Below are 15,428 nucleotides of genomic sequence, written 5' to 3' on the forward strand. Positions count from 1 at the left end.
TGTAAATTTAAGTTGGTTTTAAAATATTGTGATGTTACATTTTGACATAAAAAAACCCATAACAAAATTCTTGTAAATCTTGATTATGGGGTAATTTTTAATAAATTTAAAATATATACAGCCAAAGAACTTTAGCTTAAATTATGGCTATGTTAATTCATCATATTCATATTTAGATTATCTAATTTAATGATAAATTTCGAATATCTTATAGTAGAATTATTATATTATTTGGAGAATTATTAATTAGATACCCCCTATACTTAAAGAGGCTTTTTTAAACGTAGTAGGATTACTTTATAAGCTCATCCCAAACCCAAAGGTAAGCCGCAAGCCATCATCACTAGAGAATACTCCAAGTTGCCCTCCGATAGTATCAATGGCGTTTATCCATAATCCGCCACCTACAGAATCATGCCATATATCAGAATCTTCTTGATCCATCCATACGCGCCCGATATCATATCCTCCAAAAACTCCTAGTTGTAATGGTAATAGACCAGTTTTGAATTTATTAAAACTATATCGTAAGTCATTACTAAATGCCAATGCACTTTCTCCTGTAAAACGTTCTTCTCTATATCCTCTTAGTCCCTTGACTCCACCAAGATTAGCTGCTTGATAAAATTCAAATTCATCTCCTATATTTATCTCTGCAAAAACATTAGTTCTTAATATTAATTTTCTATCTCTCGTAATTGAATTGTAAAATTCTAATTTTGGGTTGATATATCCATAGGTTTTCTCTGTATCTTCTACATTCATTTTACTCCCACTAACTAGCTCAAATAACATCCCTCTGGTGGGGCTAATCGCATTGTCATAGCTTTCAAACTTATATGTGATTTCCAGGTTTGCAAAATATTTTCTTTCGAAAAAGTCGGGATCTGTAGTAATAAAATTAAGTCCAGAGGTTATCAATCTATCTGGTGTATCTTGAACTTCTACCCCTTCAAATACTCCACTAATAGAAAATTCACTTCCGTAGTTATTTTTTTTAGAAACTCCTATTCCAAAAGCCCAAATACCTGTTTTTACTCTGTTATAATCTAAACCTACTTCATCATCAAAATTTGAAGTGCTATTACCAAATCCAAAAAAGTTCTGAGCAAAATTCTCACTTGTATATGTAGCATTCATCAAAAAATTCCAGTTACCTAGTGCATTGACAAATTCTCCTGAATATGATAAATCATATCCTTCTGTTTGAAAATAATAAGCTGCTCTAAATTTATGTTTACTATGATAGGGTTCATTCTTAAAGCCTTTGACTGTATATACATCTGTAACATTAATATTCAATCCATCATCAGGGTTAAATCCTATAAAAGGGGCTACTGTATTTGTTCTATCTACATACTTAGTATAGTCATATATATTATAGTTATAGATATCACTAATTATAAATTTTGCACCACCTTTCTTTTCTATTGTATTCTTCTTTGATTTATGATCGTATACTTTTATTTTCTTACCATTACTTATAACATACTTATCATTATTTTGCCCTCCAATAATTCTAATTTTTATAGGGTTACGGCCTTTCCCTTTAGTCACAAATTTATCATCATCATCCAATCCATATAGCCAAATTTCTCTTGTCTCTTTTGCATCAAAAGTTCGTTGCAGATAAGGTTTCTCTATCTGCCCTCCTTTTATTCTAGAAATCTTTATGGTGGTGACTCCTTCTCCCCTTTCTATCTCAAAAAAATCATCTTTATCTGTTCCTGTAATAATCACATGCTTAGATAAAAAATTATAATAACGTCTTGCAATATCCTCAATATTATCTCTTCTGGCTTTTAGGTTTTCTTTGATTTTTTCTGCAACTTTATCTCTAAGTTCTATGGGTAATTTGGCAAATGCTTTATCTATATCTACATCAGATAAATTTTCTTTTATATAGTTGGCTTGCTCTATCCATATATTCTTTCCTGAGTTCTGAGTCAATGTTCTGTCTAATGGTAATCCAGATTGATTAATCCACCTTACTTTTTTGAGTTGATCATCATATACCTGAAATTTACGTGCTAATGGAACTACAAATTTTATGATATCTAAGAGTACTCCATCATAATTAGAAAACACTTGATCTCTATCTCTTGGTATGGGCCTGTATATCTTCTCTTTTTCTGTATCAAAACGTGCCCAACGCCATTGATCAGAATGACGATCCCAATCTCCTAATAGCATATCAAAAAGTCGGGTTCTTATATAATGAGCTTCATCTACCTGATATTTTTCGTCTTTTCTTAATCTACTCAACAGATCATCAGTACTTTCAATATCATCGGGTTTTCCAAAAGACACCTCTTCTCCATGCTCTTTTCCTGGGCGTTCTTCTAGAAAATATATTTCATCACCAAAGCTTTCATTATATTTTCCTAAAGCAGCGTGTTTAGGAATATAATATAAACTTGGATTAGCATGATATACTCCAATAGCATCTGCTAGTGGGCCTATTGTCAAAAATGCATATGGGTAACTCGACGTATAAAAATCTGCTAATAATTCTTCTGTAAAAGTACCTTCAAAATCATCATCGAGATAGGTATATTTAAATGCTCCTTTTTGTAAAAATTGAGTTACACTTTTTCGCATTGCTCTAAGACTATACCGTTTTCCATTTTTATCAATAAGTCTAAGAGATCTTGTTACTTGTCCTCCTCCTTGTCTATCAATTGTAAAACCGCCCATCAATGTATCCAAAGTGGCTACAGGAACTTTAATATCTGTTCCGTATATATATCGATAATGATCTCCCCACATCAATTGATATGAATTTGATTTTTTCACTTCTTCTTTTGTATAAATGGAGGTAGAAATTTCTTTATCAAAAGAATCAGAAACATTACTATAATCAAATTCTTCTTTTTTATGATGTACAACGGTCTGATATACTAATTTTGGGTCACTATTATCATCTGCATAAAAACGTACATTGGAGGAACCATCTTTATATACATCCAGGATAGCAAATCCTTGTTTAGGGTATGCAAACAATCCGTATTTCCCTAAAGATACGGGTGATATTTTTGATCCTGAGCCAGAAACAATTTGCTTAAGCCCTTCATTATCTATGTATTGCAATGAGTGCTCATGACCAGATACAAAAACAACTTTATCAATGCTTCTTGTCATCGTAGATAACCTTTTCATTAATTTATTGTAATGCGTATTTGATATGTCTTGTACAGAAACTCCTCCTTGGGATCTTATTAAAGTAGCTAATGATCCTAATACAGGTAGCGGGATTTTTGTTTTTGAAGGGAATATATGCTTCCCAAAATTATTTTTTCCTCCATGTGGACCGTTGGTAAACATGGGGTGATGCATTGCTATGACAATTGTTTTTTTGCTATATTTTTTTAGTTCTCCTTCTACTTCTAATAAAAACTTTTCTCGTGTTTTGATCTCACAATGATCATTGATCGTTGGATTTTTATTCCAATTTGCCAAATACCACTGCGTATCCAAAATCAATAGATGTACTTGTTCATTGATTTCTACACTTTCTATAGGACACCCTTTTGACGGCAAAAAGGCTTTTTTGTTTCCCATTTTCTTTAGTACATACTTCTCTTGTCTACGCAGACCTTCTACTCCATCATTATACCAATCATGATTACCTGGAATAAAAATCACATTCCCTTTAAAGCCATTGATTGCATCAATCTGAGCATCTATTCTATGTTCTCCTAAGGCTCTTTCTGGCTCTCCTTTTTCGGGCATACCTTTTTGATAAATGTTATCTCCTAAAAAAATGAGATCATCATTTTTTGTCACTGTAGTATCTAATACTTTTTTCAAAATAGATAAACCTATAGTACTTTTATTCATTTTGGCATAGCCCGCATCTCCTACCAGATAAAATCTTTTTGAAATTTCTTTATTTGGTAATTTTTTAGGGAAACTTTCGACCTTATATTTAGGAGAGTATGTTGCACAAGAACTAAGTAATAAAGCAACACAAATAATCAGAATCTTGTTATATTTATTCATTGTGTGAATTACAATCTCTTTTTTTTAATTATTTTGGTTATCAAAAAACTATATATATGCTTTCTTTACTAGAAAAAACAGATCTTTTTGTTTCAGAACTCTTTGAAAAAGAACTCCCTAACTCTTGTATTTATCATAATTATGATCATACTAAAAGAGTTTTTAAAAGTACAAAAGAAATCATTGATAGTATTAATATATCTGTCGAAGATAAAGAAGTTTTATTACTCACTGCTTTATTACACGATACTGGATATTCAAAAAGCACAGAAAATCATGAGGAGCGTAGTGTAGAGATTGCTCAAGATTTCCTGATTCAACAAAATGTATCTCAAGAAGTTATAAACAAGACAGCTTCTCTAATCATGGCTACCAAAATGGAGCATGACCCTATAAATTTAATGGAAAAAATTATTAGAGATGCAGATGCTTCTCATTTTGCCAAAGATTATTATACCGAAACTAGTGAGTTATTAAGAAAAGAGTTTCAATTGAATAATGTTTGTAAGTTTACTACCACAGATTGGCTCAAGACTAATATTGATTTGTTTCAAAATAAACATCTTTATTATACTGAATATGCTATTCATAATTGGAAACCTAAAAAAGAGGAAAACTTGGCTAAAATGTTGGCAGAACGTGAACGATTAAAAAAAGAAAAAAAGAAAGAGAAAGAGAAATTAAAAAAGGCTTTGAGAGAAGAGAGCCCTGAAAAAGGAATACAAACATTATTTAGAGTTACTTTAAGAAATCACCTTAAATTAAGTGATATTGCAGATACCAAAGCCAATATATTGCTTTCTGTAAATGCTATTATTATATCTCTAGCGTTATCTAATTTAATACCTAAACTAGACAATCCTTCTAATCAATATTTGATTTATCCTACTCTTATATTTGTTCTATTTTGTATTGCTTCTATAATTCTATCTGTTTTGGCAACAAGACCTAATATAACAAGTGGTGAGTTTACTCGTAAAGAAATTGAAGAAAAGAAGGTGAATTTATTGTTTTTTGGGAACTTTCATAAAATGCCTTTAGACGAATATAAATGGGCTATGGGAGAACTTATGGAAGATAAAGAATATATTTATGATACTATGATAAAAGACCTTTATTTCCTAGGCAAAGTATTACATAAAAAATATAAAATTTTACGAATTACCTATACAGTTTTTTTGATTGGTATTATTACTTCTGTAGTTTCTTTTATTGTTGCATTCAATACATTGCAGTAAAAGTATTTACTACAAAACGTCATTTTATTATCTTTTACAATAATTTAATTTGTTAAATAGCGCTACTAGGTACCTAACTACAAACTAAACCATGTACCTTACTCTGAAGACATTTTTTACGATCATATACTTGACTAAAAACAGATAATCTTATATATAAATTTTCATTATAATATTATATTGATTAACAATTACGGTATGTATTTTTAAACGTAAAATCTTAATAGATTTGAGTGAATATCAATGTACGCAAATATGAATGATTTTTGTCATCACTTTTCTTCTTTGCCTAATGCTGTAGATTGTGATCTTATTGATAAAGGTAAAATGAGAGTTCTTTTTGTCGAACTTGATGTTAATGACTTAAACAAAAAGGAGTATACAAGACTTAATGAAAATTTAATATTGATTCCTACTTCTAAAAAACCTACAATTTCTATTCATAAACATGAAGTGTTATTTATAAAAAGCCAATCATGTATTTCTTTAAGAAATCTTTTTAACACTAATTCTAAATTCATAGGAATATTCTTTAATGAAGATAGTTTAAATTATTTTTTAAAAAAATATTATCCTGAATTCACCAATACAAAAGGAAACAAAAAAGAAAGTGCAATATCTTTGGTAATAGATGATTATTTTGAAAATTTTGTGCTATCTATATTAAATTTGTATAATCTAAAGACTGTATCCAAACATATTCTTTTTCTAAAATTTTTAGAGTTAATGGTGCATCTCAAAAATAGTAATAAAGAAATATTTTCTTTTTTTGATAAGAGTAACCATACTAAAGGTGGATTTAAAAATATGTTAGAAAGAAATATTGATATAGAAACTAATGTGGTTGATTTGATTAAATTGTCTAACATGAGTGCTTCCAGTTTTAGACGCGAATTTCACAAACTCTATAATACTACACCTGCTAAATGGCTAAAGAAAAAAAAGTTGAAATGTGCAGCTTGTTTATTAAAAAACAATAAAAAAACTCCAACAGACATCTATTTTGATTTAGGTTTTGAAAGTTTATCTAGTTTTATTTTTGCTTTCAAGAATGAATTTGGTACTACTCCAAAACAATATAGCATTGATAACGACAAAAAATACCATCATCCTATAAAAGCCTAAATAGGTTGAAAACTTTTATATACTTTTTGAAAATTTTAATATATAAAATAATTGTTTTCGTAGCTACATTTGATTTGAAGAATAAATCGATGTATTATGAGAAAACATATTTTTTTTTTAGTAGTTCTGCTTTTTTCTGTTTTATTTTTTAATTGTAGAAAAGAAAAAACTGTAGACCATAGTGAAGACTATATAGTAATACAGGAAAATGCTAAAAATCTTTTTGGAACATTACCAACTACTGCGATAGATGATAAGTATAAAATTACACCAGAAAAAGTGGCTTTGGGCAAAAAATTATTCTTTGACAAAAGGTTATCTAAAGATCAAAACCAAAGTTGTAATACTTGTCATAACCTAAGAACATATGGAGTAGATAACAATAGTTTTTCACAAGGAGATCTAGGAACTCTTGGAGGTAGAAATTCACCTACTGTACTAAATGCAGCTTTTCATCAAACCCAATTTTGGGATGGTAGAGCCAAAGATGTTGAAGAGCAAGCAGGAGGACCTATTCTAAATCCAGTAGAAATGAATATGCCTAGTAAAGAAGCTTTAATAAAAAGGCTTCTAGAAACAGAATACCCAAAGTTATTTAAAAAAGCATTTCCTAATGATACTAAAGAAACAATTACCTATAGAAAAATTCAAGAGGCTATTGCTTCATTTGAAAGAAAGCTAGTCACTCCAGCAAGGTTTGATGATTTTCTAAATGGAGATTTAAAAGCTTTAACCTCACAAGAGGTTAATGGATTAAAAACATTTATCAGTGTTGGTTGTGCCTCATGTCATTCTGGTAAACTACTAGGAGGAAGTACCCTGCAAAAGTTTGGTGTTTTTCAAGAATATTGGAAGCACACCAATAGTAAGGCAATCGATCATGGAAGATTTGACGTTTCTAAAGAAGAGGCAGATAAGTTTGTTTTTAAAACTCCTTCGTTGAGAAATGTAGAAAAAACATTCCCTTATTTTCATGATGGTAGTGTTCCTGACTTAAAAAAGGCAATAAAAATTATGGGGATCATCCAATTAAATCAGGAATTGACCTATAAAGAAGTTAATGATATTAACGCGTTTTTAAAAACGCTAACAGGAGAATTGCCTGAAGATTTAACTATTGAATAAACCTTTTTTGCATATCTGTATAAGAAATTCATACCCAAGACTCAAAATCATAATAATACAATTACTAACATGAATAAATCTGGCAAAATTATTCTTTTCTTACATATTTTATTACTTATAAGTTGTAGTGGTAAACAAGAAAAAAAAGAACAAATCACAATTGGTACAAAGAACAGTTCTATACAAGAAAAACCTAAAAGCTCTAAAGTTACTACTACAATATTGGCTTCAGAAAAAATAGATTTAAAAAACAAGGGAGTTGGTCCAATCACATCTGTAGAATTATCTTCAGAAATAGATCAGACAATGGTAGATAAAGGTAAAAATACTTTTAAAAAAATGTGTATGGCTTGTCATAAGCCCTCTAAAAAATTTATTGGCCCTGCTCCTTCTGGAATTTTAAAAAGAAGATCTCCTGAATGGGTTATGAATATGATTCTTAATCCTACAGAGATGATAGAAAAAGACCCTATTGCAAAAGAATTATTCATTGAATTTAATAGATCTCCAATGATCAATCAAAATCTTTCTAAAAAAGATGCCAGAGATATAATAGAGTATTTTAGAACACTTTAATACAAGCTAATGTTGACTATTACAAAACTCAACTTATTTTAAAGCAGAATATCTATATTAATAACTAGATATTCTGCTTTTGTATCATCAAAATTAAATATACTATTCGTTTATTTAGAAAATAATAAAACTAAATAATCTATTATTTTGCCTTAGTCAGTGCCATTTTTACAGCAAGCCCAGTTAATACAGAAGCCATAAACCATTTTTGAACTCTTAACCAAATAGGTTTTTTTGAAAACCAGCTTGCCATCTTAGCTGCAGATAGAACAATCAATAAGTTAACAGTAAAACTTATTACTACTTGTAAAATACCAAGTTGAAAACTTTGGCTTAAAATAGAGCCATATTCAGGTTTTATAAATTGTGGAAAAAAAGAAAGATAAAATACTGCCATTTTAGGATTTAGAACATTGGTCATTAACCCAATATTAAACAGTTTAAGAGGTTTATCTGATTTTAAATTTTGGTCTGCATCAAAAATCTTATTTTTTGATTTAACTGTATTATAGGCTAAATACAATAAATACCCCACCCCTAAAAATTTTACAACTATAAAAGCATAAGGAATCGCAAAAAATATGGCAGTAAGCCCAAAAGAAACCATTAATATGTGAAACAAAAATCCACACATTACTCCTAAAAGAGATATAATTCCTGCATTTTTCCCTTGCGATAATGATCTTGAAATCAAGTAAATCATATTGGGGCCAGGAGAAAGTACCATAATCATTGCCGCTAACCCGAATACTAATAAATCGTTAATTGGTATCATCTTTTATTTTGTTTTCAAATCTATTAAAAACTTCTTGTATTTATCTATAGATTTTGAAGAATATTTTTCTGCAATATCAATAGCTTTTATAATTGTATTTTTAGCGTCTTCTAGCTGGTTATCTGTTTCATAGGCAATTGCCAGATCATAATAAGCTTCTGGTGTGTTTGGGGTGTATTCTACAATACGTTCAAAAATTTCTAATGCTTCTTTATTTTTTTCTTTTCTGAGTAATCTTTTTCCACTTCCTTTCAAACTACTTCCACTATTCCATCTATTTGTTTTCGGAAAAATTTGAAATCCATATTCTGTAGATAACTTTTTATAATATGCATCAATATTTGTTAAAGTATTAGTACTTTCTTTCTCAAATTCTCTAAAATCCAAATCCCATTTTTCTTGATCAAAAAATGTATTCATTGCTGATATAAAAGCAGGGATGACAACTCCATAATGCGTTTCCTCCTCGTATACTTCTGATTTTATTTTATAAACATCAGGTAGATCAGAAGGTATTCTATTATGCAATTCTACTAGATTTTCACCAATTTCTTCTGTATCTACCACATCAGACCTTGATGAACAAATGTATAAATGACCTCGTTGTTTTTTCTCTTGTTTAATACGTTCTATAACAGAATCAACAAAAGTAGAATTAGATGTATACCCCATACCTAAAATATCTCCCGCCGATATAGCTATATGTGCTTGAAACAAATCAGGCTCATTACAAAAGGCATGAAGTGGATATGTTGCAGTAACCGATGTTCCTATAACCATCTTATAATTTGCTATTCTATAATTTTCATTTAATATTTTGAATAACTCATTTTTTAAAAAACTTGTAAAATCATCTGGATTTCCATCAAAAGGCATTTGTTTCCAACTTTCTGGCCAAAAATTACTTCCATTGGTATATACTTTTGGAGCATAAAATTTATCAAATCCTTTAGGAAAACTAATTACAATACTCTCTGGCATTCTATCTACAGAACTCAAATGCTTGACAATACCTGTCATTTGATAAAAAAATTCATTTTCTAGAAGAAGAATAATGGGGTATTTATGTTTTTCACTAGTTTCATTATAAGATTCAGGTAAATAAACATTCACTTCAATATTTTGTTCAAGAATGTTAGATTCAAAATTAAATTGTTGAATATTGGCGATTGGTTTACTCTTAATTTCACTTAATAATTCTTGCGAAACTAATGTTTGTATGATGGTAAAAAATAAAATCAACCCAATAAAAATACTTTGTTTTATAATTTTTCTCATATGAATACTTATATCAAATACTAAATATGCTTGAACGAAGTACTTTAAAATTATTCTTATTTTCTGTTAAATTTATACTAATTTAGATATCTCTCATTTTTAAAAATCTCAAGGATGTATTTCAAGTTTCACATGTAACCAACTATAAATAAACTACTTGAAACAACACAACACCTCAAATGGTTTATTATGATTTTTTTCTACCAAAATCTAAATAGTTTCATTTGGAAGATAATGAAGTTCTATACACATAAGATTCATCTTATTAATCAATAAGTTTTCTACAAGTGGCCTAACATCATAATCACTTATTATTCTAAGCACTTTATCTTTATCTTCTAGGTCAAAATTCCAGTAACCATTTTTCACGATACAATCCAAATATTCTGTTAACTGATGAGCGATATACTTATTTTGAACAGATGTTTTATATAAAAAATATAATTTATCTCTACTTTTTGCCATGTTTTACTCACTAAGTGAGATTTTAATGTTTCAAAACTTGCTTCGAAGTTAAAGGTTCTTTTCAAACGAATACTTTCTAGGCTTGTCTTGAGGTAATTTATTTTATTTTTTTAATCTATGTCTAATCCCAAATGTTATATAGGGTTTTGAATTAGAATCAAAATCATAAATTGTATTGTCATCATTATCCCATAATTTATACTCATCATACACAGAGTATAGACCTCGCACTAGTACTCCCCAGTTTTTATAAAACCAATAATTATATTCTATTCCAGCAGAAACTTTTGTTGATACTGCTGTTTTTATCTGCGTTGTTTTGTTATCTGGAACATAAAAAGGTGAATTTATAGTAGCTGAAAAATCGTTTAGGTCTCCTAAAACTTTTAATGAATGCTTAGAATTGATATCATATTGTATATATGTATTAGGAATACCCAAAACGAATGATAGTTTGTCATTTACTTTTGCCATTACATTTACTACTGGGTTCACAGTGGTTTTACCTGCCAGTGTAAGATATCCTACTCCTAATGACACTGAAAAGAAATTATTTGATCGTTCTTTTTTAAACATCTTTTCCATAAAAAGTATTCCATTTATATGTAGGTCATCTGCTTTAAGATTATTTTTGAGGTTAGATATAATATGTGGCATAGCCAAAGCGTTTATAGACCATTTTTCTGAAAGCCTATACCGTATCAAAACACTTAGATTTAGGTTATAAAATTCATCTATAGTATCATTAAATTGAGGGTTATCATAATTAAAATGATGGTAATCTGCTCCAACTGTGGTATAGAACGTAACTTTATGCGCTTTTACTGGGGGAAGCCCTAATCTAATATTACTAAACTGATATTTGTATGTATTATCTTCTGTAATCGAGGGAGTATAATTTAAATAGAACATATTTCTATTTATCGCAAATACCTCTCCGTTTACCTGACAATACATTTTGGAAAGAAAAAGTATACTAACCCATATCAAACTCTTTTTTATCATAATTTCATGTTTTTTTACTGAACACAAAATTAGAGTCAAAATAGGTTCTTAAAATTGCCAAATGGCAATAAGCTTTTATATTATTTCTTTTCTGATTCGACTCAAAGATGAAGGTGTAATCCCTAAAAACAAGGATAAATCTTTAAGAGGAACTCTTTGTATAAGGTCTGAACGTTTTAACAGAGCCAAATATCTTTCTTTTGCATTAAGGGATTGAAAATCATGAATTGCTCGTAATACACTCATAAAAGAATTTTCCCATATGAGCCTACCAAACTTTTCCCATATATGAAAACGATTATATAAGGTTTCCATTTTTTGATGTGTAATCGTATATACTACTGTATCTTCTATAGCTCTAATATAAGATGCTGTTCTTTGCCTTGATTTTATCTTTGAGATATCGGTTATAAATTCATTCTCAAAAGCAAAATATCTGGTTGATTGGATATCATCATCTACATCATAAATTATAAATCCACCTGAGTGGATAAAATAATAATCTGTTACTACCTGACCTCTTTTTAATGCAAATTTATCTTTTAATATCTCACGTTTTTCAAAACAAGAAAGAATAATAGCTAATTCTTCCTCTTGAATATCAACATAACTTTTAATATAATTAGATAGCTTATCGATCATTTTTTATATCTCTTTAAACATATTATCATTTTCTATTTAGCTTTTTGGTTTACAATAGACTTCATAACTCCTATCGCTATTTAGCAAATAAACAATGTTTTTCTTTATAGCTACTAATCCATTTGTAGAAATAAAATCAAAATTTTGATCTAGTGTTCCTCCATCTTCAAAAAGGATATTTTTTTTGTCATTATCTTCTAAAACTCCTATTGATTTATCTAGAAGAGTTAAAAAACTAGTACATTTAAATTTACTGTCTATTAGTTTTACACCATTTTTATAGTAGCTCCATGTGTTATTTTTCAACAATCCAAATACTGGATAGGTATAGTCAAATTCTGAATCTTCAGAGGTTTGCAGGTTGTTATAATCAAAACTTACTAATTCTTCTTTTTTGATATTGGTGACCCCTATTTTTTTGTTTTTAGAGGCTATTATAAATTTGTCTTCAACCGCAAAAATCGAATCATAGACAGGCTTTATTATAATATCTTCATTTTTTTTGATCCCATATTTACTATTCTTCCCTTTAAATGCATATAATTCTGGTGCTGCTGGTTCTTCACACGATGTATATGAGCTTTGCTCTGCCCTATCAAGATTGAACACATTAGTATCGTCAAAAATAACTATGTAGGATTCATGTGCATATGGTGCTAGTTTGAATGTATTGTATATTGGTGCTACTAAAAACTTACCATTTCTATCAATCACCCCATATTTTCCATTTTCACTTACAATTGCACTTTTTTCAAAAAAAGGATATGCTTCTTCGAATCCTTTTAGAAATATTTTTGTTTTATTAGATGCATTTACATAATATATTTTTCCGTTTTCGTACTTGGTTTTGATCTTCTTATTAGCATATGGTAATTGTGCAACCAGTACCTCAACCTTGAAATTTTTAAGTTCTTGAGCTTTTAAAAGGTTAAAGAGTAAAAGTGTTAATATTACTATTTTGAATTTTATCATTTTATATGATTTACAAAAGATCTTTAAATATTCTCTTTATTCTTTTTTTAATATATTTTTCCCGATTCCCATTGCATATTTTCCTAAATCAGTAAGGTTTGTATTGCTTAAAATAACAACTGTAATTCGTTTGTTCAGAAAATATGTCCAAATCGAGTTTGCTCCCATGATACTCCCAAAACGTTCCATTACTTTTAAATCTTCCTTTCCTCTAATCCAAACTCCATATCCATACTCATTCAACCCTGGAGTCAACATTAGATCAAGTGACTCCTTCTTAAGGAGGTGTTGATTAAATAGTGCATTAGAAAATTTCATCAAATCATTAGTACAAGAATAAAGATTGCCTTCTGCATACCAATTCTCCATATACACAGGTAAATCTGGCATCAAGTTGCTCGATTTATTACTACTTAAATAGGTGCTAGCAAGTTTATCTACTATATTTTCTGTATGTAATACACCTGTGTTCATCATTTTTATAGGTACTAATATTTTCTCATGTAACACCTCTTCATAAGTTTTATTACGAAGTTTTTCTATAATCTTACCCAAGACCATATATTCAAAATTATTATAACTCCATTTTTCTCCAGGTTCATTTACAAGAGAATCTTGTTCAAAAAGACGAAGTAAGTCATCTGATGCATTTGGTTTCTGAAGGTATCCTAACCCATATTTAAAAGCATTCTCTAAGCTTGAAATTGTATCGATTTGTCGCATTCCAGAAGTGTGATTCAAAAGTTGATGAATCGTTACTTTATCTCCTGCCTCTCCTTTATAATCTGGCAAATAGGTATTAATTGTTTGAGAAAGATCTAATTTTCCTTCATCATATAATTGAAGAATTAAAACCGATGTAAATGCCTTTGTTATTGAAGCAACTTTATAAACGGTTTCATTTGTAATTGGCACATTAAATCTTCTATCTGCAATACCGAAGCTTTTATGACATAAAATGGTAGAATCCTTTTGTACCAAGATAGTACCATTAAACTGATTGTTTTTTGCATAAGATTCTATAAACGAATCTATGTCATTGTCTTGACTTACAATTGAATAACTTATAGAAAAGGTTAATAATAATAGTAACACACTTCTCATTCTACAAATCATTATAAGTTTTAATTTATCATTATTACACAAATAGAGTATCTACTTATGAGTAATTGTATCTCTATAAAAATGAAATTTGATTTCATCTTCAATACTTTCTTTTTCTTCTTGTATCTTAATAAAATCCATATCAAAATGCCCCTCAATCCATTCACCAGAAACGGTATTATATTTATAGTCTACAAAAATTACTATTTTACTTTTAGGTATATTTTTATATTTGTTATACTCTATAATTAAACTAGTTCGATTTCCTCTCTTATCATATCCATACTTATATATTTCATCTGTTTTATTAACTGTTTTTTCTATTAAACGATTATTGCTATCATATTTATAACCTATGGCATCATATAAAGATCCATTCTCCCAGATAAGGTTTCCTTTTCTATCATATTCTTTTTCTTGAAACCAACCATCATTTACACCATTCTGTTTCCTTATCGATTTATAAGAATCATTTTTAGAAAACTTAGTAAAAACCTCCCATTCTGGGAGTAAAAAGCGGTGGTTTAAACTTGACAAATTATCAGTTTTTGTTTCAATCGTTTTTTTTTCTATTTTGGTATTTTTATCAGGATATGAATATGTATAACGGGTTTGATAGAAGGTTGAATCATTGAACTCACAGTATTCATCTACTTCTGATAGTTTATTCTTTTTATAGAAATATGTTCTTACAGTAGACTCTTTTGAATAACTGTTCTTTTTTATTACAATAGAATCTTTTCCAGATTTTGTAGGTATACTTTTTTTGTTCCCTATTCTAGAATATATTAATCTACCTGTTTCTGAAAAAGCGTAAACTGATTTATCATTCGTTATAATATACCGCTTGTCTGCATCAATTTTAACTTCATACTTCTCAGACAAGTAAGGTTTGCTTTTATTGAATTCTACATAAATTTCTAAGGGAGCTATTTTATAAACATTTTCAGTTTTATCTAACTGAAGAATTTCATTCTTAAGTAAATACAATGAATTATATGTTTGAGAATAGATAGAAGTCCCTAATATCAGTATACTAAAAATCACAAATTTCTTCATATCAATAAATGAAACTTATTTTATTATTGAATACAACAAGAATGTTATTATTGGTAAGCAAA

13 protein-coding genes are annotated in these 15,428 nt (G+C 29.0%); 4 read left to right on the forward strand and 9 right to left on the reverse strand.

What is annotated here, in order from left to right; translation table 11 throughout:
• Positions 1–297 precede the first annotated feature (297 nt).
• A complete protein-coding gene (locus CVD18_RS06225) occupies positions 298–4,002 on the reverse strand; it encodes a metallophosphoesterase (RefSeq protein WP_103864585.1) in 3,705 nt (1,234 codons plus the stop codon).
• A gap of 56 nt (positions 4,003–4,058) precedes the next feature.
• Between CVD18_RS06225 and CVD18_RS06230 the strand changes: the two genes are divergently transcribed.
• From CVD18_RS06230 to CVD18_RS06245, 4 genes are all read left to right on the forward strand, one after another.
• Entirely contained in the window at positions 4,059–5,240 is a 1,182-nt protein-coding gene (locus CVD18_RS06230) for a Pycsar system effector family protein (RefSeq protein ID WP_103864614.1), read from the forward strand.
• A 255-nt stretch (positions 5,241–5,495) separates the two neighbouring features.
• Positions 5,496–6,365, forward strand: a complete 870-nt coding sequence (locus CVD18_RS06235) for an AraC family transcriptional regulator (protein WP_158250400.1) — start codon at positions 5,496–5,498, stop codon at positions 6,363–6,365.
• 96 nt (positions 6,366–6,461) lie between these two features.
• Positions 6,462–7,490 (forward strand): cytochrome-c peroxidase, encoded by a 1,029-nt coding sequence (locus CVD18_RS06240; RefSeq protein ID WP_103864587.1) that lies wholly within the window; start codon positions 6,462–6,464, stop codon positions 7,488–7,490.
• Positions 7,491–7,559: 69 nt separating this feature from the next.
• The gene (locus tag CVD18_RS06245; RefSeq protein WP_103864588.1) at positions 7,560–8,066 is read left to right on the forward strand and encodes a cytochrome c; all 507 of its coding nucleotides are present in this window, start codon (positions 7,560–7,562) and stop codon (positions 8,064–8,066) included.
• Between the two features lie 142 nt (positions 8,067–8,208).
• On the opposite strand, the gene CVD18_RS06250 is transcribed toward CVD18_RS06245, so the two are convergent.
• The 8 genes from CVD18_RS06250 to CVD18_RS06285 form a co-directional block, all read right to left on the reverse strand.
• Positions 8,209–8,841 (reverse strand): LysE family translocator, encoded by a 633-nt coding sequence (locus CVD18_RS06250; RefSeq protein ID WP_103864589.1) that lies wholly within the window; start codon positions 8,839–8,841, stop codon positions 8,209–8,211.
• 3 nt (positions 8,842–8,844) lie between these two features.
• Positions 8,845–10,119: an alpha/beta hydrolase-fold protein gene (locus tag CVD18_RS06255; RefSeq protein ID WP_103864590.1), complete on the reverse strand. Its 1,275-nt coding sequence runs from the start codon at positions 10,117–10,119 to the stop codon at positions 8,845–8,847.
• Between the two features lie 210 nt (positions 10,120–10,329).
• A complete protein-coding gene (locus CVD18_RS06260; RefSeq protein WP_103864591.1) occupies positions 10,330–10,584 on the reverse strand; it encodes a hypothetical protein in 255 nt (84 codons plus the stop codon).
• Between the two features lie 102 nt (positions 10,585–10,686).
• A complete protein-coding gene (locus CVD18_RS06265) occupies positions 10,687–11,589 on the reverse strand; it encodes a DUF6268 family outer membrane beta-barrel protein (RefSeq protein ID WP_103864592.1) in 903 nt (300 codons plus the stop codon).
• Positions 11,590–11,664: 75 nt separating this feature from the next.
• On the reverse strand, positions 11,665–12,231 hold the full coding sequence (locus tag CVD18_RS06270) for a Crp/Fnr family transcriptional regulator (protein WP_103864593.1): 567 nt from the start codon (positions 12,229–12,231) through the stop codon (positions 11,665–11,667).
• Positions 12,232–12,267: 36 nt separating this feature from the next.
• Positions 12,268–13,203 (reverse strand): WG repeat-containing protein, encoded by a 936-nt coding sequence (locus tag CVD18_RS06275; protein WP_103864594.1) that lies wholly within the window; start codon positions 13,201–13,203, stop codon positions 12,268–12,270.
• Between the two features lie 36 nt (positions 13,204–13,239).
• On the reverse strand, positions 13,240–14,307 hold the full coding sequence (locus tag CVD18_RS06280) for a serine hydrolase (RefSeq protein WP_158250401.1): 1,068 nt from the start codon (positions 14,305–14,307) through the stop codon (positions 13,240–13,242).
• Positions 14,308–14,358: 51 nt separating this feature from the next.
• Positions 14,359–15,366, reverse strand: coding sequence for a hypothetical protein (locus CVD18_RS06285; RefSeq protein WP_103864596.1), 1,008 nt, complete (start codon positions 15,364–15,366; stop codon positions 14,359–14,361).
• Between the last annotated feature and the right edge of the window lie 62 nt (positions 15,367–15,428).

Source organism: Aquimarina sp. I32.4 (assembly GCF_002924285.1).
In the GTDB taxonomy this organism is placed as follows: Bacteria; Bacteroidota; Bacteroidia; order Flavobacteriales; family Flavobacteriaceae; genus Aquimarina.

What these genes read in the sequence shown, in the direction of transcription:
- CVD18_RS06240 (WP_103864587.1), top strand. Translation starts at nt 6,462, where the DNA reads ATGAGAAAACATATTTTTTTTTTAGTAGTTCTGCTTTTTTCTGTTTTA.
- CVD18_RS06225 (WP_103864585.1), bottom strand. Translation starts at nt 4,002, where the DNA reads ATGAATAAATATAACAAGATTCTGATTATTTGTGTTGCTTTATTACTT.
- CVD18_RS06260 (WP_103864591.1), bottom strand. Translation starts at nt 10,584, where the DNA reads ATGGCAAAAAGTAGAGATAAATTATATTTTTTATATAAAACATCTGTT.
- CVD18_RS06235 (WP_158250400.1), top strand. Translation starts at nt 5,496, where the DNA reads ATGAATGATTTTTGTCATCACTTTTCTTCTTTGCCTAATGCTGTAGAT.
- CVD18_RS06270 (WP_103864593.1), bottom strand. Translation starts at nt 12,231, where the DNA reads ATGATCGATAAGCTATCTAATTATATTAAAAGTTATGTTGATATTCAA.
- CVD18_RS06230 (WP_103864614.1), top strand. Translation starts at nt 4,059, where the DNA reads ATGCTTTCTTTACTAGAAAAAACAGATCTTTTTGTTTCAGAACTCTTT.
- CVD18_RS06255 (WP_103864590.1), bottom strand. Translation starts at nt 10,119, where the DNA reads ATGAGAAAAATTATAAAACAAAGTATTTTTATTGGGTTGATTTTATTT.
- CVD18_RS06265 (WP_103864592.1), bottom strand. Translation starts at nt 11,589, where the DNA reads ATGATAAAAAAGAGTTTGATATGGGTTAGTATACTTTTTCTTTCCAAA.
- CVD18_RS06285 (WP_103864596.1), bottom strand. Translation starts at nt 15,366, where the DNA reads ATGAAGAAATTTGTGATTTTTAGTATACTGATATTAGGGACTTCTATC.
- CVD18_RS06275 (WP_103864594.1), bottom strand. Translation starts at nt 13,203, where the DNA reads ATGATAAAATTCAAAATAGTAATATTAACACTTTTACTCTTTAACCTT.
- CVD18_RS06250 (WP_103864589.1), bottom strand. Translation starts at nt 8,841, where the DNA reads ATGATACCAATTAACGATTTATTAGTATTCGGGTTAGCGGCAATGATT.
- CVD18_RS06245 (WP_103864588.1), top strand. Translation starts at nt 7,560, where the DNA reads ATGAATAAATCTGGCAAAATTATTCTTTTCTTACATATTTTATTACTT.
- CVD18_RS06280 (WP_158250401.1), bottom strand. Translation starts at nt 14,307, where the DNA reads ATGAGAAGTGTGTTACTATTATTATTAACCTTTTCTATAAGTTATTCA.